We start from the raw sequence: 25686 nt of genomic DNA, 5'->3' as shown, positions 1-25686 counted from the left end.
ATAACATTATGGATTCAAAAAAATATGTATACACATTTGGCGGCGGTAGTGCCGAAGGCGATAAATCAATGAAGGATTTACTGGGCGGAAAGGGAGCCAACCTTGCTGAAATGAGCTCTATAGGTTTACCTATCCCTCCGGGATTTACCCTATCGGCCGAGGTTTGCAAATTTTATAACGAAAACGATGAAGCTTGGCCCGAAGGCGTGGAAGCGCAGCTACAGGAAGGTGTTGCGAAGCTTGAAAAACTTATGGGTTTGAAGTTCGGGGATAGCGAAGATCCTCTGCTGGTATCTGTTCGGTCCGGTGCCGCAAAGTCAATGCCCGGTATGATGGACACTGTGTTAAACCTGGGCTTGAACGACCGTTCGGTACAGGGTTTGGCAAATAAAACTGACAATACCCGCTTTGCTTTTGACTGCTATCGCCGCTTTATCGATATGTTCGGTAATGTTGTGATGGGCATTGACCACGAAGAGTTTGAAGAAGTATTGCAGAAACTTAAAGATGAAGAGGGTGTTGAGCTCGATACGGAGTTGGGTGTAAAAGAGTTGAAAGAACTTGTGGATCGCTACAAGGCTGTATATCGAAAGAGTACGGGATATATGTTTCCGCAGGATCCGAACGAACAGTTGCATCATGCTATCAACGCTGTCTTCGGTTCATGGAGCAGTAAACGTGCCAAAACCTATCGCAAGATCAATCGCATTACCGGACTTCTGGGAACGGCAGTAAACGTGCAGGCCATGGTTTACGGTAACATGGGAGAAGATTGTGCTACCGGTGTCTGCTTCACCCGCAATCCGGCTGACGGTACCAATGAACTGTATGGTGAGTTCCTGGTCAATGCACAGGGTGAAGATGTGGTTGCCGGTATTCGTACACCTCGAAATATCGATGAGCTTAAAGATGATATGCCGAAAAGCTACGAGGAGCTGGTAGAAATGACCGAAAAGCTGGAGCAGCACTACCAGGATATGCAAGATATTGAGTTTACCATTCAGCAAGGTGAGCTGTTTATACTGCAAACCCGAAATGGGAAACGAACCGGTGTGGCTGCTGTGAAGATTGCAGTTGATATGGTGGATGAAGGCCTTATATCTCAAAAAGGAGCGGTTCAGAAACTTGTTGAACCCGGTCACCTGGATCAACTTCTGCACCCTCAGCTGAACCAGTCAGATATTTCTGAAGATGAAATTATCGGTAAAGGGCTCCCTGCCTCTCCCGGCGCCGCGGTCGGTAAGGTTGTATTCAATTCAGATAAAGCCGAAGAAGAGCATGGGAAAGGCGAAGCGGTGATATTGGTTCGTATAGAGACAAGTCCGGAAGACGTAGGCGGAATGTCAGCTGCCGAAGGTATTCTTACCTCTAGGGGTGGCATGACCAGTCACGCTGCTGTTGTAGCACGAGGCTGGGGCAAACCCTGTGTCGCAGGTTGTGACGACATCGTCATAAATTACGAATCACAATCCTTTACCAACGGTGAAGTTACCGTAAAGGCCGGCGACTGGATCTCCATTGACGGTGCCCGCGGTATTGTCATCAAAGGCAAAAAGCCGGTAGAAGAGCCCTCATTCGGCGAAAACTATCACACCTTTATGAACTGGGTGGATGAAATCCGCGATATGGCCGTCCGTACCAATGCGGATGCACCTGAAGATGCCAAACGAGCCCGTGAATTCGGTGCCCAGGGTATAGGTCTTGCCCGTACCGAGCATATGTTCTTCGGCGAAGAACGTATCAAGGCGATGCGTAAAATGATTATTTCGGAAACCGAAAGCGAGCGTCGTGAAGCCCTTGTGAGCCTGCTGCCTTATCAGAAACAGGACTTCATCGATATTTTCGATGCGATGGAAGGACTGCCGGTTACGGTTCGCCTGCTCGATCCGCCACTTCATGAGTTTCTCCCTGATGAGGAAGAGGAGATTGAGTCCCTGGCCAAAGAGCTTAAAATTCCCCTAAGAGATCTCAAGCGCAAAATCAGATTGCTTAAAGAGTTCAACCCCATGCTGGGTCATCGCGGTTGCCGTCTGGGTATTACTTATCCGGAAATTACGGAAATGCAGTCCCGCGCTATTCTTGAAGCAGCGGTTCACCTGAAGAAGCAAGGAAAAACCGTACTGCCGGAAATCATGATTCCTTTGGTCGGTACATCCGAAGAGTTTATTCACCAGCATGAAGTTGTAGATCACGTAGCTGCGGAAGTATTTAAAGAGGCCGGTGAATCGGTTGAATACAAAGTGGGTACCATGATTGAGATACCCCGCGCGGCTATAGTAGCCGACAAGATCGCTGAGGAGGCTGAATTCTTCTCATTCGGTACGAATGACCTTACCCAAATGACTTACGGCTACAGCCGTGACGATGCAGGCAAGTTCCTGGAAATATACATGCAAGAGGGCATCCTCAAAGATGACCCCTTCCAGATACTTGACGAAGAAGGGGTGGGCTCGCTGGTTAAAATGGCCACCGAGAAAGGACGTAAGGCCAGAAAGGATCTGAAGGTGGGTATTTGCGGTGAGCACGGCGGTGACCCCTCCAGTGTACGTTTCTGCTACAATCTTGGCTTGAACTACGTATCCTGTTCACCATACCGGGTGCCGGTTGCACGATTGGCAGCTGCCCAGGCAAAATTGACCGCTTCCAAATATGAGGAGCCGGAACGAGTAGTCGCATAAATTTAGAATCGAATAAATAAAAAATTGTAGGGGCGTTATATATAACGCCCCTACAATTAGAATCATAAATTAGATAAAAAGGTATAAATAAATTATATGAGTGCATTAGAAGAACTGACGGTTGGAGAAATTGTAACCGATGATTACAGGACAGCAGGCGTATTTAAAAAATACGGTCTCGATTTTTGCTGCGGAGGCAAGAAAAAACTGAGTGATGCCTGCGAACGGAAAGGGCTGGATGTGGATCGACTCCTTGAAGAGATAAATAGTTTGTCTCAAAAGGGAAAAGAAGAACACAATTATAAAGACTGGTCCCCCTCATTCCTGGTTGATTATATCATCAACAACCATCATCATTTCGTGCGAACGAAGCTTCCTGAGATACGATCTTATGCCAACAAGGTGGCCAAAGTACATGGGAAAACGTATCCAATAGTAAATGAAATGCTCGGAACTTTTTTAATTTTAAAAGACGAGATGCTGTCCCATTTAGAGGCCGAGGAGAAAATTCTTTTTCCATATATAAAGAAAATGGAAAATGCTCTTAAATCCGGATCTGAGAATGGTAAGGACATAAAGGTTGGTCGACCTAATAATGGAACGGCAGCTCAGGCAATTTCCATGATGGAAGATGAGCATGACGAAGCAGGAAATCTCATGGCAAGACTCGAAAAAATGAGTGAAAGTTTCACCCCACCCGAAGATGCCTGTACAACCTTCCAGGTATACTTCCAGAACCTTGAGGCCTTTAGAGATGACTTGCATAAGCATGTTCATCTTGAAAATAATATTCTGTTTCCAAAAGCGCTGGAAATGGAAAAGGAACTAAATACCGTGTAAAAACTACAGGCAACAGGTAAGTTGACGCGAAGGAAGATGCCCGATCGGAGGTTGCACTGTACTTCCGCATCGGGCATTTTTAATGTGGCGATTCATAGTACGCCGCATTGATAAAGTGAATCGAAAATGTAGCACTTAAGAATTTGAATAGAATGAACGTCTGTTGTGAATAATCCGAGACGGTCGCTGGATTGGCTCTGGCAATTGCCTCTGACAGCTTTCATACTGGCCGGTCTTACCGGGTTTTTATACCGGCTCGGCTTGATAGGTGTAGACTTGTGGGGTCTGAGTCTGGAGCATATCCGTCATGCTCACTCCCACCTGATGTTTTTCTGCTGGGCCGTACCTCTGCCGATGTACCTTATCATCAAAAAAGTAAATCGGGAGATACAGGATACGGGTTCCAATATTCTTATGACTCGCATGGCTATAGCGTCACTTTTCCTGGGATTTGCCTCATACCCCTTCTTCCTGCTCTACGGCTATAGACCCGTACCTTTGGCCGGGATGGAGCTGCCGGTTTCGGTTATGCTTTCGGGACTGGTGATGCTCTGCTGGTATGGATTTATGGCCGGTTACTGGAAGGAACGGAAGTTTATAGAGACTGATCTGGCCATGACTTTTTATGATGCATCCCTGTTGATGCTTTTTATCAGTTCCCTGGGAGCATGGGGAGTAGCCGTAGTTCAGTTTTTGGGACTGGATAATCCGCTCTACGGAAAGGCACTGACACATTTCTTTCTGGCTACATTTACGGAAGGGTGGGTAGTTACGGTACTGCTGGGAATAGTATATGATCATTTCAGGGTGAAGCTTAAAAATGTGACTGTGGCTCCAGGTTTACTGGCAGGTCTAATCTTATTCGGTGCTCCGCTCACCTTTCCCTATGGTATCTCGGAGACCCTGCTTACCGGCCAGTTACTGATGGCTGCAAGGTTGGGAGGATTACTGGCCGTGATTGGCTTAGCTCTCAACCTGTTTGTGATCGTTAGGCAAATAGATTTCGGGTTGCACCGATTCTGGAAACTGATACTTGGTCTGTTTGTCTTGAAGGCTATTGCTCAACTGCTGGCTTCGGTATTACCATCTGAATTCTGGATGTCAGCTCACAGCTTGCGCATATTCTACATGCACTTATTGCTGCTTGGCGCTTTTTCACTGACATTGTTTACCGTGCTGTTATCCGAAGAGCAGGCCCGTACCGGACTGTTGGCTGTTTCGGTAGGCATCATATTGGTTCTAATCAGCCTGATCTGGTTGACACCTTTGTGGCCCCAGGCCTGGTCTGCTACATGGCAGTTTTATACGGTGACAGGGATTGCCATACTTCCCTCTATGGCGGCTGTTTATTACTTCGTTAAATTGTCAACATAACCAGGTATAATGAATGGATATTTATACAAATATGCACAGAGTGTAAGAACATAATGAACACCTTCTTGTGAATCATTAATGCGATCTTTTGCATTAAATCACCAAAGTAGTTCTATCGTCCGGAAGGTACTCATAAACTCCTTTTAAGTCGGCTTTCGATATGTTTCATAATTAATTATCCAGTCAGGGAGTCATGGATAGAGAAAAACCTTGAATCGGATGTTTTTTAGCAGCAAAAGCCACAGCTTACATCTGATTAAAATTTACTCACCACAATAATTTTATACTTCAAATGAGTCATAATAATCTGTTCAAAGGTACCAAGGTGCTTGAGCTGGCCAGCGTTCTCGCAGGACCTGCGGTCGGTAACTTCTTTTCTGAAATGGGTGCCGAGGTTCTTAAAGTGGAGAACAAAAACGGCGGAGATGTTACCCGTCAGTGGCGTTCGCCCAATGAAATCGAAAACGGTCCTTCAGCTTACTATGCATCTGTAAACTGGAACAAGGAGTGTGTCTTCTTGGATTTTAATGACACTGAGGAACATCAAACGATACTGGAACTGGCCGGGGATGCGGATATTATTATTTCAAATTTCAAAAAGGGAGATGATATAAAATTCGGATTGTCATATAAGGAAGTAAAAAAGATTAATCCTTCAATTATTTACGGAAAAATTACCGGCTTTGGCAGTGAAAGCGACAGGGTAGCCTATGATCTCATACTTCAAGCAGAAGCAGGTTTTATGTCCATCAATGGTCAGCCCTGGTCACCACCAACCAAGATGCCGCTTGCCCTGATTGATCTGCTGGCTGCCCATCAGCTTAAAGAGGGCATATTATGTGCTATGCTGGCCCAAAAGGACAGTGAAGATAGTGCTTGCCTGGTTGAGGTGAGTCTCTATGAAAGTGCCGTTTCGTCTCTGATCAACCAAGCCACGGACTGGCTGATGAACGGGAATGTGCCACAGCAGATCGGTTCCCTGCATCCTCACATTGCCCCTTATGGAGAAGTATTTGAAATGCAAAATAACCGGAAAATCACACTGGCTATCGGCAATGATCGGCAGTTCAGGAAATTATGCATGGTGTTAAACTGTGATGAACTGGTAGAAGACTCCAGGTTTAGCAGTAATCAGAAGCGAGTTAAACACAGGGAAGAGCTTTTCGGTATTTTAAACGAAGCCCTGCAGGCATTCAAAACGGATGGCCTGCTTTCCAAACTTCATGACCAAAAGATTCCGGCCGGGGAGATTAAGAACATCAAACAGGTGTTTGAGTCTGAGACTTCACAAAGACTGCTACTCGAAGAGGTAATAGAGGGGAGGCAAACTATTCGTCCCAAAACCACGGTGTTTCAAATGACCTCCTAAATTCAGGTTAATTACAGGATTGGAATGAATTTTCTACTGAAATAGGTATCGAATTATTTAAGACATTTTACTCTTTAAATGTTATCTTTAATCATGACAGATAGAAATTAATGGTCCATGATTCGAGTTTTGATAATGGTCATAGTATTTAATAAAAACGGACATATTCATAATTAAGAAACACAAAAAGAACGTTACCAAATTTATCATGTCCCTGAATAATTTTAGAAACTGGCACTTTAGTCGATGGATAGTCCTTCTGGCCGGTTTGTTTTTTAGCGGGCAGGCGATCTATTTCCTGGATGCCGTACCTGCACTGCTTGGACTCTTTTTGCTCTACCAGTCTATAACCGGAAAAGGTTGTCTGGTATATGGCTCATGTATAGCAAATATGGAAACGGAAGAGATTCAGAATAAAGACGATAGGAAGTTAAAGAATATTGAATATTCAACAATAGAAGAAAACTGATATGAACAAGACTGATAAAAGTAAAGCTCCGTCCAGTTTTTCCGAAGTTATCAATGCCGATACACCGGTGTTGGTGGATTTCTATACCGACTGGTGCGGCCCTTGCAAGATGATGACACCCATTCTAAAAGATTTAAAAAAGGAGATGGGTAGCAAGATCAACATTATCAAAGTAGATGCGGAAAAAAATGCTGATGCAGCCATAAAGTACCAGGTTCGCGGTGTACCGACCCTGATATTATTCAAGAACGGCAGAATACTATGGCAGCAGTCAGGTGTGGTTCAGCTTCCGCAACTTAAATCAATTATTAACCAAAAACTGAGTGAATTATGAGTGCCAAGGAAAAAGACCACCTATACCGGGTAGATCTTACCTGGAACGAAGGTAGAATCGGAACCATGAGCTCCCCGGAGCTGGATGATCGTATTGAAGTAGCGACACCACCCCAATTTGATGGAGGGGTTGAAGGCATCTGGTCGCCCGAGCACCTCTTTGTCTCCTCGGTAAGCAGCTGCTTCATGACTACTTTTGTGGCCATAGCACAATACTCTAAACTGGATTTTGAAGATCTGGATGTTAAAGCCGAAGGTAAGATCGAAAAAGTAGACGGTAAATTTATGGTTACGGAAATTACCCTCGCCCCGGAGCTGGTCATTGCTGAAGAGAAGTTTCAAGATAAGGCAATGCGAATACTTGAAAAAGCCGAGGGAGCCTGCCTTATTACCCGATCCATTAAAACAAAAATTCACTTTGATCCAAAAGTGACGGTTGCAAGCATGAAATAACATTTATCTTAACACATTGGAGCATAGCGTTTATGGAAAAGAAAAATAACATTGGTTTAGACAAAGAGAAGGCAAAAAAGCTGGGGAAAAAGCTCAATACCCTCCTTGCCAACTACTCTGTGTTTTACCAGAATACGCGTGGGTATCACTGGAATATAAAAGGAGTCAATTTTTTTGAGCTTCATGTGAAATTTGAAGAGCTATATAATGATCTGCAGGTAAAGATTGATGAAGTGGCAGAGCGCATTCTAACGCTCGGGTACTCTCCGGATCATCGGTATTCAGATTATATCAAAGAATCAAAGATTAAAGAGAGCAAACATGTTTCAGACGGCATTACAGCTGTCGGGGAAATTCTTGATGCTTTCAAATCCCTTATCACCATTCAGCGTGATATTCTGGAACTTTCTGATGAAGCCCAAGATGAAGGAACCAATGCTTTGATGAGCGATTATATCCGAGAACAGGAAAAACTCGTGTGGATGTATTCGGCTTATGTGAATAAGCAATAAATTAACAAGTTACCTCCCGGGTGTTGACGGGCCCGGGCAATTGTGTCTTGAGATACCAGTTCTTAATCATCACCGGTTGATATTGTTGACTTCGAAGGGCAACGGTTAAGCCTTCCTGAAGGCACCTGCAGTCTATTGAATCGGGAGCGGTAATTGAAGTACCGGGTAAAAGTATTCCGCTTTTTAAATCTAGACCATACGAATTATTGTAACCAGAAGATTAAGGCAATTCATAGGTTACGGCATTAATATTCATACCTGCACCAACAGAAGCTAGTACGAGAACGTCACCGCTATCAATTTGGTGACCATTCATTTGTCGCCGTCGAACCAAATCTAACAGGGTAGGTACCGTGGCAACGGAAGAGTTACCTAGCCGGGAGATTGTCATGGGCATAAATTCTGCAGGAATTTCACTTTTGTCGTATAACTGAAATAGGCGCTCTAAAATGGCTTCATCCATTTTGGCATTTGCTTGGTGGATGAGTAGTTTGCTTACACCATCTATGTCAATTCCGGCTTTATCCAGGCACGTTTTTATTGCCACGGGTACGTTCGTTAGGGCATACTGATAGAGTTTTCGGCCATCCATTTTAAGATACAGTGTGTCGTCACATTCCGGATTGTATGAAGTTTCCATCCTCAAATAGTAGGCTTCGTTTGAATCTGTTCTGCTTGCATAACTTCGAACCCCTTTCCTGGTTTCATATGATCTTGATTCAAGTAAAACCGCTCCGGCACCGTCAGCGTATATCATGCTGTCACGATCGTGGGGATCGCATACGCGCGAAAGGGTTTCTGTACCTATAACCAGGCTTGATTGTGCATCCCCGCTACGAATATAACAGTCGGATTGTATTACGCCCTGCAGCCAGCCCGGACAACCAAAGGGCAAATCATAGGCGACGCAGTTTGGATTCTGAATTCCCAGCTGATGCTTAATCCGGGACGCCAAGCTGGGCACTATATTTACTTTTCTGTTATCACTACGTATGTCTCCAAAGTTGTGGGCTACAATTATAAAATCAAGGTTCTCCGGTTCAAATTGGGCCGATTCCAATGCATGTTTACCCGCTATGGCACCCATATCTGATGCCAACATATTGTCGGAAGCATAACGGCGCTCTTTGATTCCCGTGATGCAAGTAAATTTTTCAATGATCTCTTTGTTTTCTTTATCAAAAGGTTCGCCTTTCGGATTGAGAAAATTATTACAAAGAAAATGGTTATTAGTAATTTTTCGCCGGGGTATATAGGATCCTGTACCGGTTATGACGGAACTGGCTGTGTTGCTCATGGGAGTGGGGTAGAAATAGTTGGTTGGATTTTTTCCGTGGTTCTACGTATCAGTTATATGCCATATATAGAAAAGGTGGTTAGTGGGTTAGTATCAATACGTTAACAGCTCAGAATTAAGTGGTTGGTAGACAGCTTCAACTTCAAACTGATCCGCGGGTTTGTTCAGCATCTGTTCGGTAATGAATTCTGAAAGAAGGCCACAACGAAAGGAATCGGAAATCATAGGCGAATTACCCGATTTGGTTTCTCCTTCACCAATATTGGAGGGTGCACTTTCACTTTGTGAATGTATCGAAACGGCCTGTCCAAACTGCTGTTGTGCTTGTTTGAGATTACCCCTCTTCCATGCCAGATAGCCTAACAAATAATAAGCTTCCATACTTCTAAAGTTGCTGGATGTTACATCTTTCAATAAGCGTTCAGAGGTCTCAATGTCGCCGCGAATCAAATCAATCTTGGCAAGTTGTAAAAGCGGACCAGTCTCTTCGCTATTTAGACGGAATGCTGCCTGAAAATGAGTTGAAGCCTGACCTAGGTCGTATAGGGAATTATTTTCCTGTCTGCAGCTGTACAGATTTCCTAATTGTAAATGGCCGCGGGCACTATTGTTATGAGATTCAGTGAGAGTCTTCCATGTTTTCTCAGCCTGTTTGAAATTACTATTTGCCAAATACATATTACCAAGATAATACAGGGAGTTTTTATGAGTGGAATCGATCTCCAAGGCTAAGCGATAATATTTGATGGCTTCCGGATATTGTGACCGGGTACGGAAATCGGTGGCATTATTGTAATAATTCCAAAAATCAAGAACCTTGGACTTTGCTTCTTCTGAGTTCGTCTGTGTTACTGTATCTGTTGTCACTCCCCCGGCTAGCTCTTCTTTTGGCCCGAATTTTAAAATTGTCACTGCTAGAAAGGCCAATCCCAAAAGCGCAAAAAGAGTAATGAAAGTCCTATTCATGTGAAGTAGTCAGTTTATCAGAGATTTTTTGCATTCGGTGTTACTTTAAATATTTGATTTGGTTGTATATTCGTGAATATCTCACGGTGCCCGTCTGGCAAAATGATCTCCAGGGTATCAACCATCTGATGCTTACCCAGACCAAAATGCGAGACCATACTGTTCTGGGATAGATAGGAGCTTTGAGATGCAAGTTGTCGAATTTGGGAGATACCGTCTGAAACCGCACGAATTCGTGTGCCATGCAGGAGACTGGTACCGGTTTGTTCGAGCCTGACTGCGAGCCAGTTATTGCCCAGGTCTTGCTCATTATTCAGTAATATTCCCGGTCCATTATGGTTTAGGATGAACAGATCGATGTCACCGTCGTGGTCATAATCAGAATAAGCGGCACCTCGACCTACGTGTTCTTCTTTGAAATATGGGCCACTGACCGCTGATACGTCAAAATAACCTGCTTTATTACCACTGTTCCAGTATATCTGGTCTGTCATCGGCTTAAGTTTGGATGGGTTATCCGGGTATTGAAATGTACTGCCATTAACCACAAACAGGTCAGGTCGGCTGTCAAGGTCGAAATCGGCAAAAGAAGTTGCCCAGCTAACAAAGTCCAGGGAAGATTGTCCCAGGCCATGTATGGCGGAATCATCTTTAAATTGCAGTCGCCCCTGACCCCTGCTTGCCAAGGTATCTACCCATCGGTTGGTGTAGAGTGCGTTTTCCTGGGCAATCCAGTGCGTTATGAATAGATCCATGTCGCCATCGGTATCCCAGTCTCCCGTTGCTATTCCCATGGCGCCCCGATAATCAGCTACATGGGCGCTGTGACTGAAATCTTCAAAGGTCCCATCCTGACGGTTAATGTATAGTATGTTATCCGATACATCATTGGCTACATATAAATCAGGCCAGAAATCGTTATTTATATCTACCCAACTAGCTGATAAACTGCGTCCGGATTCATTGACTATTCCGGCTTCTTTTGCCACTTCCGTGAAGGTTCCATTCCCGTTATTTCGATAAAAGAGATTTCTTTCAGGACGGAATGAGGAGGGATTAATGCTTGGCGGTTCCTCTGCAGCCAGATCTTCATCGGTAAGCCCGAAATCAATGTACTTTACATAACCGGTTACATAAAGGTCGAGGTCACCATCGCGGTCATAGTCTGCCCAGGAAGCTCCTGCCCAGAACCCCTTTTCACCGCTGATTCCGGTAAGTTTAGAGACATCGGAAAAAGTACCGTCACCATTGTTCCGAAACAGCATATTTTCGCCGAAGGCAGTTATAAAAAGATCCTGCCAACCGTCATTATTGTAATCCCCGGAAGCTATTCCCATGGCACGGGCATTGAGGTCCAAACCGGCTTGCTGGCTGACGTCTTCGAAGGTCCCGTCTTGATTGTTTTTAAATAACGAGCTATTTCTTTTTACTGTTGAGTCGGTTCCCGTCTGTTCTCCGAGGGGCGTAGAAAAATTCAGCAGCAACAAATCATCCCAGCCGTCATTATTATAATCAAACCATGCCACTCCCGATCCCATATCTTCCGGAAGCTGGGATGTACGAGCACTATTGAAATGTGTGAATTCAATGCCTGCTGCACTTGTTACGTCTTTGAATGATACAGGTTTGTAGTTTTCCGGTATCTCTCGATTAAGGCGATTCGTTAATCCTTCGACCATACTGCCCGGAACATAACGGCTTTTTTCCTCTTCATTCCAAAGGCTCCAGGCTGCAACGATAACAGCGCTGGCCATAAATAGCGATGTTATGATTATTTTCTTTTTTCTACGTGGCATAATGAGTTATCGGGATGAAAGTTTCGGAATGACTTTAATCTCTTTACGATCGGATGATAGCGTAGTTATGTGTGCGGTAGGATCATCATAAACATTGCCAAAGACAGCATTCATCAGATACTGGTTGATTTTTCGATACTGCAGCTTTGCTGAGATTGTCAACGTAGTTGAAGATTCACAATTACGGAGTTTATTAGATGGAATGTGAATGGCAAGATTTTCCTTAGCACTCAGTGAATCGGGAACAGGTATTTCAAAATTGGCATTGTCAGAATGTCCAGGAAAGAGTGCACGACTGTAGCGAACGCCAACCATTTCCCAAAGATTATGCCGATCGATAATATTATTATACTCATCGACAGGTTCCGCTTTAAAAATAAAAGCTCCCGGTTTGATAAAGTGTTTTTCATCAAGCGTACCTGAGGCGTAAATCGTATTGCCATCCTGGTCGGTAACGACAATTTCCAGCCAAGCCTGAATAACATCCAGCGGACCGGTTGGGAAATTATGTCCGGTTTTATTATTCGTTATTACCACACTCATATTCAGATCGCTGCCGCTTTCTATTTCCCCCGGTGCCACCAGTTTTATGGGTATAGCAGGTCCGCTTTCCCATTTATCAGCAATTTCAGGAATTTCAATTTCTCCTCGCAGCCATTCCTCAACCAGTTTTACATGATCTTCCGCCCCGGGCAGGTCCAGTAGGGTAGGCACCATCTGGTTGGCACCCAAAAATCTATGGCTTCGGTGTTTTCCATCCTCTTTGGAACGATTATAATCTAGTGGATCACCTTTTGCCGGGTCGAAAGAGTCGACAAGCGGCATATGACATTCGCGGCATTCCACAGTTTTCATCGGTTCCTTGGGGTGATTCCATCGACTTTTTCTCCAGTTGTCAAATTGGTTTTGTAGCTGAACCCAACCCACATTATTCACTTCTTCATCGATAAATTGTTTGTGACAGGTGGCGCAGAATTCAGGTGTTTTGAATAGTGGCCTCTGGAAGGTTTCAATGTGCTTTTTGGGGTAAGCCCTGATCAGAAAATCGCTGATTAATTTTGCCGCTTTCCCATCTTTCAATTCAAAAATATATCTCTCCGGGGGTGCGATTACATATTCAGCATTGCCGGATACATCTGCCTGCTGGATGGCATGGCAGGAAACGCAAGATACTCCTTCCTCCAGACCGGTTTTGTTGGTCAGGCTGTCGCTGAACATGTTCTTGGTACCTGAAAAAAGAGAAATCGGATCGTGACACCCACCGCAATATCGGGTAGACATCGGTCCCTTCTGGTTGCCCATGGCATTTTGCACCGCGCGGAAGGCAGGATCCATGGCTGAATAGCGATGAGCACTGGCTTCCCACTCTTTGCCAATCTGTTCGTGGCAGCCAGAGCTGCTGCAGGATTCCGACCCTCCCAGGAGAATATCATCTATTCCTTGACCATCAGCCGTAGTAGCCAGGCTAGGGGCAAAGGGTCGATCACCATTTTCATCCAGATGGTGATAATCTGCAGGTAGCTGGTTGTTTACCGGTGTTGGTTCGAAAGCGTAAATAAACAGCAGAACGAGGGCAAATTGTACCAGAACCGCCATCAGGGTATTGACTCCATATTTTTTTTCGGCTGCAATACGGTCTTCCATTGGCTCTTTCTTACGTGCTCTGTAGTCGCGCCAAAGGATCAACGAAATATGGGGAATTAGAGAAGCCAATAATGCAAACGTGGAAAGGATGTGAATTTTATTCCAGAAATAGCTAATGCCGGGAGCGAACAATGCTTGCCAGGTCAGTATGATTCCGGAAACCATTGCGGATACCGCAACAATCATGGAAACATATCCGGTCAATTTAATATCGTTGAGCGGCCGGCTGCGGTACCTAAGCCAGTGCTCAACTTGGTAATAGATATACGGGATGCAGAATATTACCCCGATCAGGGTATGTATCAGTACGATGAACTGGTTGCCGATGCTAAAAGGCAGAAGGTAAATTGATAATCCGGTGAGGGTCTCAAAAATCAAAAACCCGGATACCAAAATGAGTAGCATTTTAGTCCAATGTTGATCACCGGAAGATTCGGAGGCGAGTGGTTCCATAAGTAAATAATATTAAATACTATTTTGTCTTAAAATAAAAGATTCTCTAAATTTTACTAACAAAAAATTGAGATAAGTAGGAATTAAATGTGATCAGGCATCAGGATATGCATGCAGGCATACCCTTTGAGTATCCCGAGATTCACCCGGCAAGGAAAACCTCAAATCAGAACCGGGCAAATTCTAAAAAAAATGGAGAAAGGCATGTCTGTAATCTGAAGACCGGAAGCGTACTTAATTTTGTAATTGAACGGCATAATTAATGGTGCCTGTAGAACTTTGGTTTTGAAAACATTCTCGAGGTCCCCCGGATACATTTTTTTAAAAATGATATCACCTGATGTGTACCGGTTGATTTAATTCTGATTTGAATATGGTTTGAAAGGATCCCAAAATCGTCAAGCAATAAAAATTTACCGTCATGCCCAAAAAAATGGATCGTAGTCTGCATTTAATAGTGATAACATTACTTTTGGCTTTTACAGTTATGGCATTTCAGTCTGAATTGACGACTGTGCAACCCAAAACGATGCCCCTTGTACCCATGATGAGGGTGTTGCTCAGTGACATGTATACCATCGATGAAGGAATCTACACCGAAGATTTTGCAGTGATTGAAAAAGGCGGAAAATCAATCGCTGAACATCCGGTTATGACCGAAGAAGATAAAAAATTGGTGAAAAATACGCTTGGGGAAGAGATGCAGCGCTTTATCAGTTTTGATATGGTTGTGCATCGCCATGCAGATTCCATTGCGCAAGCGGCACAACAAAAGAAAATGAATGATATTTTACATCACTATAAAATTGTTCAGCAAGGTTGCGTTGATTGTCATACTGCATTCAGAAAAGAGATCAGTAAGGCAAGAAAATAATTCGAATTTGATGATTATGGATAGAACGATTTCATCTTTTCTATAAATACCTTTAGTTATCCTCACATGAACCAACGAATTATTGACTTTTTTGAGGATGATGAAGAAGATTGGGTAGCCAAGCTTTCCTGTGGCCATACGCAGCACGTTCGTCATGCACCTCCATGGCAGCTGCGCCCTTGGGTTGTCAGTAAAACCGGGCGACAGGCACACATCGGTTATCCATTGGATTGTAAAAAATGCGATCGCAATGAAGTGAAGGACTTTGAGCCCTGATGCCTCTTATTAGTCGTACATTTATTAAGGCTGGGATGATTTTCTTTGCCCTTTCTATGATAGCTTCGCTTGCCCTTGAAATGGGGAGCCAGGTCATTCCCGGACTAATGCCTTTATTCTGGCATATGCTGATGGTGGGGTGGATTACCCAGATTATTTTCGGGGTCTCTATCTGGATGTTCCCGGGAAGAAACCGGGAGGAGGGATTTAAGGCGCAACTCTGGGGATGGCTTACCTTTTTCTGTTTAAATACCGGCTTGGTTCTCAGGATCATTTCAGAACCTATGTCAATCGGTAATGCAGCGGCTGTATGGAGTGTTATCTTGGTGCTTTCAGCTTTACTCCAGGTTTTGGCTGTAGGCTTCTACATTATTGAGATGTGGCCGCGCATCATGTCTAAAAAGCAGCAGCGGAAAAAAAGAAAGCGGCAAAGAGAAAGAAAAAAGAAGAGGGAGAACTCGTAATGCCGATAATCAGCCGCTGGATGATTCGCAGTTCGTTGATCTATCTTTTCCTGGGTACACTTATGGGAGCCGCGATGCTAATCCACAAAGCCTATCCTTTGCACCCGGCTGTCTGGCAGCTGCTTCCTCTTCACATCGAGATAACCATTTTCGGTTGGATTATTCAGCTTACCCTTGGCACCGGTTATTGGATGCTTCCGAGATTTCTTCAAAGTCCTCAGCGAGGAAAGAAACTGCCTGCGATATTAATGGTCGTTTTCCTAAACCTTGGCATCATCTTTGTAGTTATGAATAACCTGTTACAAGCGGATTTTCCGCTGAGTCAAATAGGAAGATCATTTGAGCTGGCGGCAGTTATTTTATTTATTTCGTTACACTGGAACCGTATTGTTACCTACCGGTCAAGGGAGTGAATAAAGTCTGCCACTAGGAAGAAATTATTAATAGTATAATCATCGAATACATGTCATTTAAAGATAAGTATACCACAGCCGAAGAAGCCGTTAAACTGATCAATTCAGGAGACCGGGTATTTGTTCACAGTGTTGCAGCCGCGCCACAACCTCTCATTAATGCAATGGCAGACCGGGCTCCTGAACTGGAGCATATTGAAGTGATACACCTCCATACGGAAGGGGATGCACCCTATGTGAAGCCGGAGTATAGCGACACTTTTCATACCAACGCCCTTTTTGTCGGTTCCAATGTCCGGAAAGCGGTAAACAAAGGCAGCGCCGATTACCTGCCCATTTTCCTTAGTGAAGTGCCGGGCCTGTTCAGAAAAAATATTCTCCCAATCGATATGGCCCTGGTTCAGGTTTCTCCACCCGATAAACACGGCTATTGTTCTCTGGGGGTATCTGTGGATGCCTCCCGTGCCGCGCTTCAATCAGCAAAGAAAGCCATAGCCCTGGTCAATCCCAATATGCCGAGAACCCATGGCGACGGAATCTTTCATGCCAGTCGATTTAATGCCCTCGTAGAGACAGATGAAGAACTGCACGAGCTCAATATTCCCGATCCCACTAAAATTGAACAGCAGATAGGTAACAACTGTGCTGAACTGGTTGAAGACGGGGCCACCTTGCAAATGGGTATCGGTGCCATACCAAATGCAGTCTTGAAAGCACTGGGTAATCATAAGGACCTTGGCATTCATACAGAGATGTTCAGTGATGGGGTAATTGAATTGGTTGAAAAAGGTGTGATTACCGGCAAGAAAAAAGCAAAACACCCGGAAAAGATTGTAGCCAGTTTTGTGATGGGTAGCCGTGAGCTGTACGATTTTGTAGATGATAATCCGATGATTTCCATGCTGGATGTGGCCTATGTGAACGACACGGCCGTTATTCGTAAAAATCCAAAAGTTACGGCCATCAACAGTGCTATTGAGGTGGATATCACAGGACAGGTCTGTGCCGACTCCATCGGTACCTATCATTATTCCGGGGTTGGCGGTCAGATGGACTTCATCAGGGGCGCTTCTCTGAGTGAGGGCGGTAAGCCTATTATTGCATTGCCTTCGGTTACCGGGAAAGGTGAAAGCAAGATTGTTCCGCATCTGAAGCAGGGGGCCGGCGTGGTAACCACACGTGCCCACGTGCATTATGTAGTAACCGAATATGGAGTAGCGAATTTGTACGGTAAAAACCTGCACCAGCGTGCCAAAGCTCTGATTGATATTGCGCATCCCGATCATAGAGAGAGCCTGAAGAAAGCAGCGAGTGAGCGGTTTAATAAGTCGTTTTAGAAGGCTGGAAGTTGGAGGTTAGAGGAAAGCTGTAGTTAACCTTAGTTTTCCTCTTTTCTCTGCTTAGCTTTTAAATATTTATGTAATTTAGTTTCCAGAGCTGAGCGCCGGAAGATGAAATTTACCTCTCTCATTCCGCTGCTCTGCTGCGGAATAATTAGCTGTGGTAAAGTCTAAACATTCTTCTAAATTTGTTGAATAGCTAATTCATGTTACTTTTGGACCGCCAAAAGTAACCTCCCACAGGGATCCCTTTGGGAAAAAGCTCCCGGCTGCAATTGCTTTCGGGCATGGTTTGCCCGTACGTGTACACAAAAACAATGCTCACTGTGTGAGCGGTTTTTGTGATTTCTCACGTATTTTGCAAAATCATGCTATTCCTCAACCAATTGATGCTTGTAGGATTGGAAGTCCATTTATCTGTTACAGTGAAACTTATTTTTTTGCACTAGTCTTTCCCACAATACCCCCGGACCCCCGTTTTGCAGTGATCAGTGTGTCGTGTACAGTTAATAGATTGATTGACTATTTTAATGAGTCCACTGATTTTATTAGCCTATAATTTTATAAACCCCGCTTGGCCTTTTTAGGTGTCATCCCGACCGCTAGTGGAGGGATCTCATCCGCCATGAAATTAGCATCATCCGCTCTGCTGCGGAATGTTTCGTCTGGATAGAATAAAATTGTCTACATCTTTTTAAGGTATTTTATTATTGTATGACTTATGGAAAACATTAAAGTCACAAAGGCTTCGGGCGAGAGAGAACCTTACGATGAATCCAAGTTGCGCAGGTCCATGGCCAACGCAGGTGCTGATCAGAAGGTTATTGACTCTATTGTTGCTTCCATCAGGGATCAGCTGGTTGACGGCATATCCACACGCAGGCTGTACAAAGAGGCTTTTAAGATGCTGAAAAACCGGTCTGACCGTTATGCCGGGCGCTATAAGTTGAAAGAAGCATTGTTGGAGCTGGGACCCACAGGTTATCCCTTCGAAAGGTTTACCGCAGAGCTTTTGAAATTGTTGGGCTACTCAACCCAGGTTGGTCAGGTTATTCAAGGAAACTGCGTATCTCACGAAATTGATGTGCTGGCTGAAAAAGGAAATGAGTATTATATCATTGAGTGTAAATTTCATAATCGTAAAGATCACAAGTGTAATGTAAAAGTGCCGCTCTACATACAATCCCGTTTTCTGGATGTGAAAAATGAATGGAGCAGTCGACCCGGACATAAAAACAAGAAACACTTCGGCTGGGTGGTTACCAATACCCGCTTCACCAGGGATGCCATTCAATATGCCAACTGTGTGGGGTTGAAACTCTTAAGCTGGGACCATCCCAAGAGCAGGGGGCTCAAGGATCTGATCAGCAGAGTGAGCCTGCATCCTATTACCTGTCTCTCTTCCATGAGTGATGAGTTTAAACAGCGACTGCTGGAACGGGATATTGTTTTTTGCAAACAGCTGCCTGATAGCCGGCAGCTGCTCGAACAACTGGGTATGGATAGCAATACCATCAAAAAAGTACTGAAGGAAGCCACGGAAATCTGCAATCTCGATAACAATAAGTGATGAGCAAGGCGTGCAATATACATTTTCTTGGAGCGGCCGGAACCGTTACGGGATCAAAATACCTGCTGAAGTTTCCCGGTAAGAATATACTCATAGACTGCGGTATGTTTCAGGGAGTCAAGAAGCTTAGGGAGCTTAACTGGGAGTATCTGCCGGTTAAGGTTGAAGAGATCGACCTGGTATTACTTACGCACGGGCATATGGATCATACCGGTTTTCTGCCCCGGTTGGTACGGATGGGCTACCGTGGGCCGATTTGGGGAACGCCTCCTACCCTGAACGTAGCTGAGATTATTTTGCAAGACAGTGCTAAAATACAGGAAGAGGAAGCTGAAAAAGCAAATAAACAGGGTTATTCCAAGCACGATCCTGCCGAACCGCTTTACAATACCAAGGATGTTGAAGAAACACTTCCTTATTTTGAAAACAAGGAGGAGGGTAATTGGGTCGAAATTGACAGCAATATCCGGGTACGTTTCCAATATAATGGACACATACTGGGAGCTACTTTCATAGAGCTGGATGCCTTCGGCAAGAGATTTGTGTTCTCCGGGGATGTGGGTCGAAAGAATGATCCACTGCTGAAAGATCCCAAACAGCCGGAAAAAGCTGATATCCTGTTTATTGAAAGTACCTATGGTGATCGGCATCATCCCGATACAGATCCGGACAAAAAACTAAGTGAGATTATCAATCAGACTCTGGATAATCAGGGAACACTTATCATTCCCAGCTTCGCAGTGGAACGGGCCCAGCTGCTGATGTACCTGTTATGGCAATTGCGCGAGAAAGAGCAGATCCCATCTGTTCCTATTATAATGGATAGTCCCATGGGTGCCAAGGTGCTGGATCTTTTCAGCCGGCATTATGAATGGCACAAGCTGAGCCGAAGTGAATGCGAGGAGATGTGCCGCGAAGTAAGGGTTGTTGAATCTTATGAAGAGACCTGGGAGATTATAGAGGAGGATCAGCCCAAGATTGTGATTGCGGGAAGCGGTATGGTTACCGGGGGGAGGGTGCTTACCTACCTTCAGCAATACATCGATCGACCCAAAACTACAGTGATGCTGGCCGGGTTTCAGGCGGAGGGCACACGCGGCCGACAGCTAATGGAGGGGTGCAAAGAGATAAAGTTTTATGGCAAATACCATCCGGTAAAAGCAAAGATAGAGAGTATACAAAGCCTTTCTGCACATGCCGACCAAACGGAACTCCTGGAATGGATTAGTACCATAATAGATAAGCCTGAAAAGGTGTATATCACTCATGGCGAACCGCAAGCCTCGGATATGCTTCGGGTAAAACTCAAAGATGAGAAAGACTGGGACGCGATTATTCCTGCCCTATTTGAGATCCATGAAGTAAGTCTTTGAATCACTTTCTTTTAGTTAAGGGTATACTGACCCTAAATCACCTCCGGATTATGTTATCAATGAGCCCAAGGATTTTAAGTGCCGGTTTCGTATGTTCATCTTAACTTGTCAAAAATATTGAGGATAGCATATGAATTTACTAAGAGTTACGGCACCTGCACTATTTCTTTTAATATTTACCAGCAGTGCCTGCGTCGCGCAAAAGGATGTCCAGCCTGAAGAAAAGCAAATTAAGGCTGCAGTAAGTGCTATTCCTGAAGGAATGCGAGAAGGTGCAGGGGTTTTGGGATATAATCAGGAAAGCGAGCTGGTAACCCTGCGTGAGAGAACTAATGAGCTGATATGTCTTGCCGATGACCCCGCCGATGACCGTTTTCATGTTGCTTGTTACCATTATGAACTGGAGCCTTTTATGGAAAGGGGTCGTGAACTAAGGGCTGAGGGCAAATCTTCTGATGAAGTGACAACGATTCGAAGACAGGAGATCGAGGCCGGAAAAATTCCCATGCCTGATAAACCTATGGCTCTTTATTCGCTTACTGCTTCCGAAGAAGGATATGACTATTCCTCAGGTACCGTACTCCAAGCCCGTCCACTGTACGTTATATACGTTCCCTTTGCTACTGAAAAATCCACAGGCATAGCTTCCCGGCCCATCAGCGAGGGTGCACCCTGGTTGATGAATCCCGGTGATCCATGGGCACATATTATGGTAAGTACCGGTACGGAAGTGGGTACCAAAACTAAAGCTGAGAACGAGTAGCAGAACGTTAATAATTTTTAGCCGCTGCCTGCCACAAATCTACGGAGCCTTTCCAACCACAACTATTTCTTGGTGAATTGGGTGTATACCTTGCTGTATTTAAATGCGGGATACCCTGCGGCTTTCCGTTTTTCAAACCTGGGTTAGGCAGTTGCACCCATGCAAATACCTGAATTGCAGCATTGCAGTCTTGCAAAAGATAGTACGGTCCAAACCGGAGGCTTAATTTTTTAAAAAAATAATTACAAGTTTTTTTGCCTTTTAGGAGCATTAGAGACGGTTTTTGCATCATTTGATAAATTATTTTCAAATCCTGCCCCAGTTTGGAACGCTACTTGTTTAGTTAAATACAAAAGCAACCCAAATACATTTAACCAACCACAATAACAAGAGGCTATGTCATGAAACTTACAACCAAACATATCACCTTAATGCTTGTCGCTTTCTTCGTGAGTGCGGGAAGCCTATTCGCGCAAAGCTTTACTCGCGATTTACAATATTTCACTAATCCCGATCAACGGGGACTCAACCAGTTTGAAGCACCATTTATGACCGAGGTCGAATTTGACGGCTTGGTAGTTCGCATCGGTGGTGCCAATGCATTGCAATTCCAAGGACTTACCCAGGAAAATGATGCTGACAACCTTCAAAACCTAGAGTCAAACTTTAACCTCGCTACTTCCAACCTTGACCTCGATGTAGGCTTGGCAAACGGTTTACGCATGCACTTGCGCACCTATTTGTCTTCACAACACCACACCGAAACCTATGTTAAGGGTGGATACATGCAGGTTGACCGTCTGGACTTCATCTCCGAAGGCTTAGCTTCCGATTTGATGGATCACGTACGTATCAAAGTGGGTCACATGGAACTGAACTACGGTGACAACCACTTCCGTCGTTCCGACAACGCGGCTGCTATTCATAACCCCTTTGTAGGTAACTATCTCATGGATTCCTTCACCACAGAGGTTGCCGGAGAGCTCTACTACTATCAAGGCGGTTTCATGGCCATGTTCGGTCTGAGCAACGGTAAACTGAATCAAAGCGTGGAAGAGAGCGCTATCAAAACCAAACCAACCGTTTATGGTAAGCTTGCTTACGACCAAACGTTTGATGACGGTCTGCGCTTCCGCTTGAGCGGTTCCATTCTGAGAGTTGGACAGTCTTCCTCCATTTACCTCTACTCAGGTGACCGTGCCGGTGCCCGTTACTACGATGTAATAGAAGGTGGAAACTTCCGTTCAGGACGAATTGCTCCTTCCTTCACACCAGGACGTGGAGCCACTCCTGCTGCCGGAGAGATGACTTCTTTCATGCTGAACCCATTCGTTAAGTTTGGTGGCCTGGAATTCTACGGAGTCTTTGAAAACGCAACGGGTAAAATTGAAACCGAAGCTGACAGCAGAAGCTACAACCAATATGCAGCAGAACTGCTCTATCGATTCGGTGCCAATGAAGATTTATACCTTGGCGCTCGCTACAACTTTGTAGACGGTGAAACCCAAAGCGGTGACATTGAAGTTGATCGCTTCAACATTGGCGGTGGCTGGTTCCTTACCAGAAACGTACTTGCCAAATTTGAATATGTAACTCAAAATTATGATGGCGACGGATATGCAGGCACCGACTATGCAGGCGCTAGCTTCGACGGTGTTATGCTTGAAGCCATCATTAGTTTCTAATGCATAGCTAGCAACATCCCCAACCTGAAGCGGTGCTGCTGTAAAAGGCAGCATCGCTTTTTTTATGCTCTCCTGTTTTCGCCCGTTCATCCCTCTGTGACCCTCCGCGCTCCTCTGTGTAACTCTGTGATACAGCTAAAAAGGGCAGTCAATCTTAGAATAGGAATTGATTAGCTATCCTTGCCCTTATAAGATCTCAGATCGGGTCCGGGTGACATCATCCGTAGGTTGAAATAAACTCAGTGCCCCTCTGTGCTCCTTTGTGCACCTCTGTGGTACAGCAAAAAGGGGCAACCAATATTTGAATAGGAATCGTTAGTACTTACTACCCTTATAAGTTCCCGGATCGGTGTCGGGGATGACATCTAGAGAATGAGAGGTGGTTGGAATAAAAAGTGAGATGCTTACTTTAGAAATCAAGATCAGTTAAAGAGTAACGAGTGATGAGTAATGAGTATCGAACACCTTATACCCTATACCTTATACCTTAAATCTAAACCTCATCAATTACTATTCGCTCGTTCATCCAGCAGCTTATGCACCCGTTCCAGCATCTCCTCAAACTGGAAAGGCTTCAATAGGTATTCGCCAATGCCGAACTTAATCAGTTCCAGCATATCCCGGATGCGTTCATAGGTAAGCGTCACTAAAATGGGAGGGGGATTGGTATACTCACCTAAAGCAGAAAGGATTTCCTGGGCTTCCTGGTGCAGCAGATGAACATCGGCGATGATAAGATCGGAGTCGTGAATATGAATGGCTCTCAACAAAGCCTCTGTATCCTCAACGGCATGGCAGTCGAATCCCTCATCCAAAAGAATCATCTCAATCGATTCTCGGATGGCCTCTTCGGGCTCTGCAATCAGTATCATTTCTTTTTCGGGCATTCAAATACGGATAATTCTCGGTATATCTGTTGAGGAACAAGTACATAGTTCACCTATATGTATGAATGCAATAGTGATACCAAAAAGAGCCTGGGGTAATTATTTTTTTAAATTAGTGATAATTATATCAGAAAGGGCTAAATATAAGGAAATTGACTTGTAGCCATCCTAAGTAGCTATATTGCGTTGTTGCAGGGTTGCAACATTGCTATTGCGCTCCTATGCATGAATGCAAAGCACAGAGACAATATAAAAACGAACTACACGTAACTGGTGTAACAGTTGTATTTAATTGAATCAGAAGCGGGTTTTTGTATTCAATAAAAAAATCTGAAATTTTTAGTGACTTTGGAACGAAGATTGCAACTATAATAGAAAAGGATATAAACCACCTAAATCAATATTTCTATTATGAAAAAAGTAACCAACACACTACTGACAACACTTATAGTCCTGCTGGCTTCTGTAACCGCATGGGCGCAATCACCAAGTTTCACCCTTGATGAAGCCAATAGTTCTATCGTCATTACCGGTACTTCCACGATTCACGACTGGGAAGCAGATGTTGAAGAGATGTCTACTGAAATCTCCCTTGCTCCCCAAATGATGACCCAGGATAGTATGGCAAATCCGGTGCAAAGTTTTTCACTCACCGTTCCTGTTGAATCTATTGAAAGCGGCAAGGGCGGAATGAACAGAAAAATTTACGGCGCGCTGAAGGAAGACAAACATCCTAATATCATGTTTAACTTTTCTTCTGCAACGCTTGCCGATACCGTTCAGACTCCTGATTCCTTCAAGCTGAATGTGACCGGTAACCTGAATATTGCGGGAAAGGTACAAGAAGTGACCTTCCCAGTTACAGGAACCAAAGTCGGTGAGAATGGATATCGATTTGAAGGCAGCTACGGATTGAATATGAAAGACTATGATGTCGATCCTCCTTCAGCTGTATTCGGTACCATTAAATCCGGTGAAGAAGTAGAGATTACATTCAATGTGATGTTTACCGCAACACAAAGTTAAGACAGTATATCATTAAAAAAACGATGAAGCTCCGGTTTGGAAATTCCTTTCATCTCATTGTCGGCGACTTTACCTTTTCCCCTTGGGTGAGTCTCCTTCTGCTTATCAGCTTTATGACAATGACCCTGTTTCCAGCCGGAGCCCATTCGCAAGGCCAATCCCAGAATCAGACCCAAGAACAAAACCAGCAGCAATCTCAATCCCAAACTAGCCTTAACCCTACAGGGGTTATTGAAATTCAGGAGGGAGGAGAACTCTGGATTGAAGGCTCTGCTAGTATAGTTGATTATACTTGCCGTGCCGAAGAACTTTCCGGAAATGGTAATATCGAGAATATCAGCGATCCCGAAGAGAATGTGAGAGGTCATGGTAATGTAGCTATTACAGTAAGTGTTCCTGTGCGAACGCTGGAATGTGGAAAGAGGGCAATGAACAAAGACATGTATGAGGCTCTAAAATCAAAGAAATTTCCGAATATCAATTATCGTCTGTTGAAAGCCGAGCTGGAAACAGAGGGCACTCTTGACGAAATGGATTACCCTGAACAGACCAACGGTAATGGCGATGCAAACTGGATGAATATCAAAACGACCGGCATCCTTGAAATTGCAGGGGTAAAAGATACTACCGTCGTCCACGTGAAAGGTCAGCTTCTCGACCGGAGCCGGTTCCAGGTAAAGGGGAGTAAAGAAATTGACATGCGGACCTTCGACATTAAACCGCCTACCGCTCTTATGGGACTTATTAAAGCAAGCAACGAGCTAACGGTTCACTTCAATGTTACGGTACATCTCAAGGACCAATGATCAAGTGATCAGTGTGTCTGTCAGG

The 25686-nt window shown here is 44.5% G+C and carries 25 protein-coding genes; 19 read left to right on the top strand and 6 right to left on the bottom strand.

Translation table 11 applies throughout. The features are described from left to right. Positions 1 to 8: 8 nt before the first annotated feature. From ppdK to G3570_RS12835, 8 genes are all read left to right on the top strand, one after another. Complete coding sequence (ppdK, locus tag G3570_RS12870; protein ID WP_165143008.1) at positions 9 to 2678, top strand: pyruvate, phosphate dikinase; 2670 nt, start codon at positions 9 to 11, stop codon at positions 2676 to 2678. Positions 2679 to 2774: 96 nt separating this feature from the next. After that, positions 2775 to 3518 (top strand): iron-sulfur cluster repair di-iron protein, encoded by a 744-nt coding sequence (gene ric, locus G3570_RS12865; RefSeq protein WP_165143006.1) that lies wholly within the window; start codon positions 2775 to 2777, stop codon positions 3516 to 3518. Positions 3519 to 3683: 165 nt separating this feature from the next. After that, the gene (locus G3570_RS12860) at positions 3684 to 4892 is read left to right on the top strand and encodes a hypothetical protein (protein WP_165143004.1); all 1209 of its coding nucleotides are present in this window, start codon (positions 3684 to 3686) and stop codon (positions 4890 to 4892) included. A 292-nt stretch (positions 4893 to 5184) separates the two neighbouring features. Further along, positions 5185 to 6261, top strand: coding sequence for a CaiB/BaiF CoA transferase family protein (locus G3570_RS12855; protein WP_249067088.1), 1077 nt, complete (start codon positions 5185 to 5187; stop codon positions 6259 to 6261). Between the two features lie 208 nt (positions 6262 to 6469). Further along, entirely contained in the window at positions 6470 to 6730 is a 261-nt protein-coding gene (locus G3570_RS12850) for a hypothetical protein (RefSeq protein WP_165143002.1), read from the top strand. A 1-nt stretch (position 6731) separates the two neighbouring features. Continuing rightward, positions 6732 to 7064, top strand: a complete 333-nt coding sequence (gene trxA / locus G3570_RS12845; RefSeq protein WP_165143000.1) for a thioredoxin — start codon at positions 6732 to 6734, stop codon at positions 7062 to 7064. Beyond that, the gene (locus G3570_RS12840; protein WP_165142998.1) at positions 7061 to 7516 is read left to right on the top strand and encodes an OsmC family protein; all 456 of its coding nucleotides are present in this window, start codon (positions 7061 to 7063) and stop codon (positions 7514 to 7516) included. Before trxA ends, G3570_RS12840 begins: the two co-directional genes overlap by 4 nt. A gap of 32 nt (positions 7517 to 7548) precedes the next feature. Further along, positions 7549 to 8028, top strand: coding sequence for a Dps family protein (locus G3570_RS12835; RefSeq protein ID WP_165142996.1), 480 nt, complete (start codon positions 7549 to 7551; stop codon positions 8026 to 8028). A gap of 220 nt (positions 8029 to 8248) precedes the next feature. Here the strand turns inward: G3570_RS12835 and G3570_RS12830 are convergent, their stop codons facing one another. From G3570_RS12830 to G3570_RS12815, 4 genes are all read right to left on the bottom strand, one after another. Further along, on the bottom strand, positions 8249 to 9325 hold the full coding sequence (locus G3570_RS12830; RefSeq protein WP_165142994.1) for a 3-oxoacyl-ACP synthase III family protein: 1077 nt from the start codon (positions 9323 to 9325) through the stop codon (positions 8249 to 8251). Positions 9326 to 9418: 93 nt separating this feature from the next. After that, a complete protein-coding gene (locus G3570_RS12825) occupies positions 9419 to 10291 on the bottom strand; it encodes a tetratricopeptide repeat protein (protein ID WP_165142992.1) in 873 nt (290 codons plus the stop codon). Positions 10292 to 10308: 17 nt separating this feature from the next. Continuing rightward, complete coding sequence (locus tag G3570_RS12820; RefSeq protein ID WP_165142990.1) at positions 10309 to 12087, bottom strand: CRTAC1 family protein; 1779 nt, start codon at positions 12085 to 12087, stop codon at positions 10309 to 10311. 6 nt (positions 12088 to 12093) lie between these two features. Further along, the gene (locus G3570_RS12815) at positions 12094 to 14184 is read right to left on the bottom strand and encodes a multiheme c-type cytochrome (protein WP_165142988.1); all 2091 of its coding nucleotides are present in this window, start codon (positions 14182 to 14184) and stop codon (positions 12094 to 12096) included. Positions 14185 to 14605: 421 nt separating this feature from the next. Here G3570_RS12815 and G3570_RS12810 point away from each other — a divergent pair, with 421 nt between their 5' ends. The 8 genes from G3570_RS12810 (at position 14606) to G3570_RS12775 (ending at position 21257) form a co-directional block, all read left to right on the top strand. Next, on the top strand, positions 14606 to 15058 hold the full coding sequence (locus G3570_RS12810; RefSeq protein ID WP_165142986.1) for a hypothetical protein: 453 nt from the start codon (positions 14606 to 14608) through the stop codon (positions 15056 to 15058). A gap of 66 nt (positions 15059 to 15124) precedes the next feature. Next, positions 15125 to 15334 carry a DUF3565 domain-containing protein gene (locus G3570_RS12805; RefSeq protein WP_165142984.1) on the top strand — a complete coding sequence of 70 codons (210 nt, stop codon included), beginning with the start codon at positions 15125 to 15127 and terminating at the stop codon, positions 15332 to 15334. Beyond that, positions 15334 to 15798: a hypothetical protein gene (locus G3570_RS12800; RefSeq protein WP_165142982.1), complete on the top strand. Its 465-nt coding sequence runs from the start codon at positions 15334 to 15336 to the stop codon at positions 15796 to 15798. Before G3570_RS12805 ends, G3570_RS12800 begins: the two co-directional genes overlap by 1 nt. After that, entirely contained in the window at positions 15798 to 16211 is a 414-nt protein-coding gene (locus G3570_RS12795; protein ID WP_165142980.1) for a cbb3-type cytochrome c oxidase subunit I, read from the top strand. The genes G3570_RS12800 and G3570_RS12795 overlap by 1 nt, the downstream gene beginning before the upstream one ends. 50 nt (positions 16212 to 16261) lie before the next feature. Then, a complete protein-coding gene (locus tag G3570_RS12790; protein WP_165142978.1) occupies positions 16262 to 17548 on the top strand; it encodes an acetyl-CoA hydrolase/transferase family protein in 1287 nt (428 codons plus the stop codon). 724 nt (positions 17549 to 18272) lie between these two features. Next, complete coding sequence (locus G3570_RS12785) at positions 18273 to 19121, top strand: restriction endonuclease (RefSeq protein ID WP_165142976.1); 849 nt, start codon at positions 18273 to 18275, stop codon at positions 19119 to 19121. Next, positions 19121 to 20494, top strand: a complete 1374-nt coding sequence (locus G3570_RS12780) for an MBL fold metallo-hydrolase RNA specificity domain-containing protein (protein ID WP_165142974.1) — start codon at positions 19121 to 19123, stop codon at positions 20492 to 20494. Before G3570_RS12785 ends, G3570_RS12780 begins: the two co-directional genes overlap by 1 nt. A gap of 130 nt (positions 20495 to 20624) precedes the next feature. Continuing rightward, positions 20625 to 21257 (top strand): hypothetical protein, encoded by a 633-nt coding sequence (locus G3570_RS12775; protein ID WP_249067086.1) that lies wholly within the window; start codon positions 20625 to 20627, stop codon positions 21255 to 21257. Between the two features lie 7 nt (positions 21258 to 21264). On the opposite strand, the gene G3570_RS12770 is transcribed toward G3570_RS12775, so the two are convergent. Continuing rightward, positions 21265 to 21567: a hypothetical protein gene (locus tag G3570_RS12770; protein WP_165142972.1), complete on the bottom strand. Its 303-nt coding sequence runs from the start codon at positions 21565 to 21567 to the stop codon at positions 21265 to 21267. 91 nt (positions 21568 to 21658) lie between these two features. Here G3570_RS12770 and G3570_RS12765 point away from each other — a divergent pair, with 91 nt between their 5' ends. After that, the gene (locus G3570_RS12765) at positions 21659 to 22942 is read left to right on the top strand and encodes a porin (RefSeq protein WP_165142970.1); all 1284 of its coding nucleotides are present in this window, start codon (positions 21659 to 21661) and stop codon (positions 22940 to 22942) included. 503 nt (positions 22943 to 23445) lie between these two features. Here G3570_RS12765 and G3570_RS12760 read toward each other — a convergent pair. Further along, complete coding sequence (locus G3570_RS12760) at positions 23446 to 23829, bottom strand: response regulator transcription factor (RefSeq protein ID WP_165142968.1); 384 nt, start codon at positions 23827 to 23829, stop codon at positions 23446 to 23448. A 411-nt stretch (positions 23830 to 24240) separates the two neighbouring features. On the opposite strand from G3570_RS12760, the gene G3570_RS12755 reads away from it, so the two are divergent. Together G3570_RS12755 and G3570_RS12750 are read left to right on the top strand one after the other, a co-directional pair. Further along, positions 24241 to 24855: a YceI family protein gene (locus G3570_RS12755; protein ID WP_165142966.1), complete on the top strand. Its 615-nt coding sequence runs from the start codon at positions 24241 to 24243 to the stop codon at positions 24853 to 24855. A 23-nt stretch (positions 24856 to 24878) separates the two neighbouring features. Further along, complete coding sequence (locus G3570_RS12750; RefSeq protein WP_165142964.1) at positions 24879 to 25661, top strand: YceI family protein; 783 nt, start codon at positions 24879 to 24881, stop codon at positions 25659 to 25661. Positions 25662 to 25686: the final 25 nt, after the last annotated feature.

Source organism: Halalkalibaculum roseum, from assembly GCF_011059145.1.
Classification (GTDB): Bacteria; Bacteroidota; Rhodothermia; order Balneolales; family Balneolaceae; genus Halalkalibaculum; species Halalkalibaculum roseum.
The sequence above is the reverse complement of the archived record's forward strand: the minus strand, read 5'-3'. Positions and strand labels throughout refer to the sequence as shown.

What these genes read in the sequence shown, in the direction of transcription:
- ppdK (WP_165143008.1), top strand. Translation starts at nt 9, where the DNA reads ATGGATTCAAAAAAATATGTATACACATTTGGCGGCGGTAGTGCCGAA.
- ric (WP_165143006.1), top strand. Translation starts at nt 2,775, where the DNA reads ATGAGTGCATTAGAAGAACTGACGGTTGGAGAAATTGTAACCGATGAT.
- G3570_RS12855 (WP_249067088.1), top strand. Translation starts at nt 5,185, where the DNA reads ATGAGTCATAATAATCTGTTCAAAGGTACCAAGGTGCTTGAGCTGGCC.
- G3570_RS12850 (WP_165143002.1), top strand. Translation starts at nt 6,470, where the DNA reads ATGTCCCTGAATAATTTTAGAAACTGGCACTTTAGTCGATGGATAGTC.
- trxA (WP_165143000.1), top strand. Translation starts at nt 6,732, where the DNA reads ATGAACAAGACTGATAAAAGTAAAGCTCCGTCCAGTTTTTCCGAAGTT.
- G3570_RS12840 (WP_165142998.1), top strand. Translation starts at nt 7,061, where the DNA reads ATGAGTGCCAAGGAAAAAGACCACCTATACCGGGTAGATCTTACCTGG.
- G3570_RS12835 (WP_165142996.1), top strand. Translation starts at nt 7,549, where the DNA reads ATGGAAAAGAAAAATAACATTGGTTTAGACAAAGAGAAGGCAAAAAAG.
- G3570_RS12830 (WP_165142994.1), bottom strand. Translation starts at nt 9,325, where the DNA reads ATGAGCAACACAGCCAGTTCCGTCATAACCGGTACAGGATCCTATATA.
- G3570_RS12825 (WP_165142992.1), bottom strand. Translation starts at nt 10,291, where the DNA reads ATGAATAGGACTTTCATTACTCTTTTTGCGCTTTTGGGATTGGCCTTT.
- G3570_RS12820 (WP_165142990.1), bottom strand. Translation starts at nt 12,087, where the DNA reads ATGCCACGTAGAAAAAAGAAAATAATCATAACATCGCTATTTATGGCC.
- G3570_RS12815 (WP_165142988.1), bottom strand. Translation starts at nt 14,184, where the DNA reads ATGGAACCACTCGCCTCCGAATCTTCCGGTGATCAACATTGGACTAAA.
- G3570_RS12810 (WP_165142986.1), top strand. Translation starts at nt 14,606, where the DNA reads ATGCCCAAAAAAATGGATCGTAGTCTGCATTTAATAGTGATAACATTA.
- G3570_RS12805 (WP_165142984.1), top strand. Translation starts at nt 15,125, where the DNA reads ATGAACCAACGAATTATTGACTTTTTTGAGGATGATGAAGAAGATTGG.
- G3570_RS12800 (WP_165142982.1), top strand. Translation starts at nt 15,334, where the DNA reads ATGCCTCTTATTAGTCGTACATTTATTAAGGCTGGGATGATTTTCTTT.
- G3570_RS12795 (WP_165142980.1), top strand. Translation starts at nt 15,798, where the DNA reads ATGCCGATAATCAGCCGCTGGATGATTCGCAGTTCGTTGATCTATCTT.
- G3570_RS12790 (WP_165142978.1), top strand. Translation starts at nt 16,262, where the DNA reads ATGTCATTTAAAGATAAGTATACCACAGCCGAAGAAGCCGTTAAACTG.
- G3570_RS12785 (WP_165142976.1), top strand. Translation starts at nt 18,273, where the DNA reads ATGGAAAACATTAAAGTCACAAAGGCTTCGGGCGAGAGAGAACCTTAC.
- G3570_RS12780 (WP_165142974.1), top strand. Translation starts at nt 19,121, where the DNA reads ATGAGCAAGGCGTGCAATATACATTTTCTTGGAGCGGCCGGAACCGTT.
- G3570_RS12775 (WP_249067086.1), top strand. Translation starts at nt 20,625, where the DNA reads ATGAATTTACTAAGAGTTACGGCACCTGCACTATTTCTTTTAATATTT.
- G3570_RS12765 (WP_165142970.1), top strand. Translation starts at nt 21,659, where the DNA reads ATGAAACTTACAACCAAACATATCACCTTAATGCTTGTCGCTTTCTTC.
- G3570_RS12760 (WP_165142968.1), bottom strand. Translation starts at nt 23,829, where the DNA reads ATGCCCGAAAAAGAAATGATACTGATTGCAGAGCCCGAAGAGGCCATC.
- G3570_RS12755 (WP_165142966.1), top strand. Translation starts at nt 24,241, where the DNA reads ATGAAAAAAGTAACCAACACACTACTGACAACACTTATAGTCCTGCTG.
- G3570_RS12750 (WP_165142964.1), top strand. Translation starts at nt 24,879, where the DNA reads ATGAAGCTCCGGTTTGGAAATTCCTTTCATCTCATTGTCGGCGACTTT.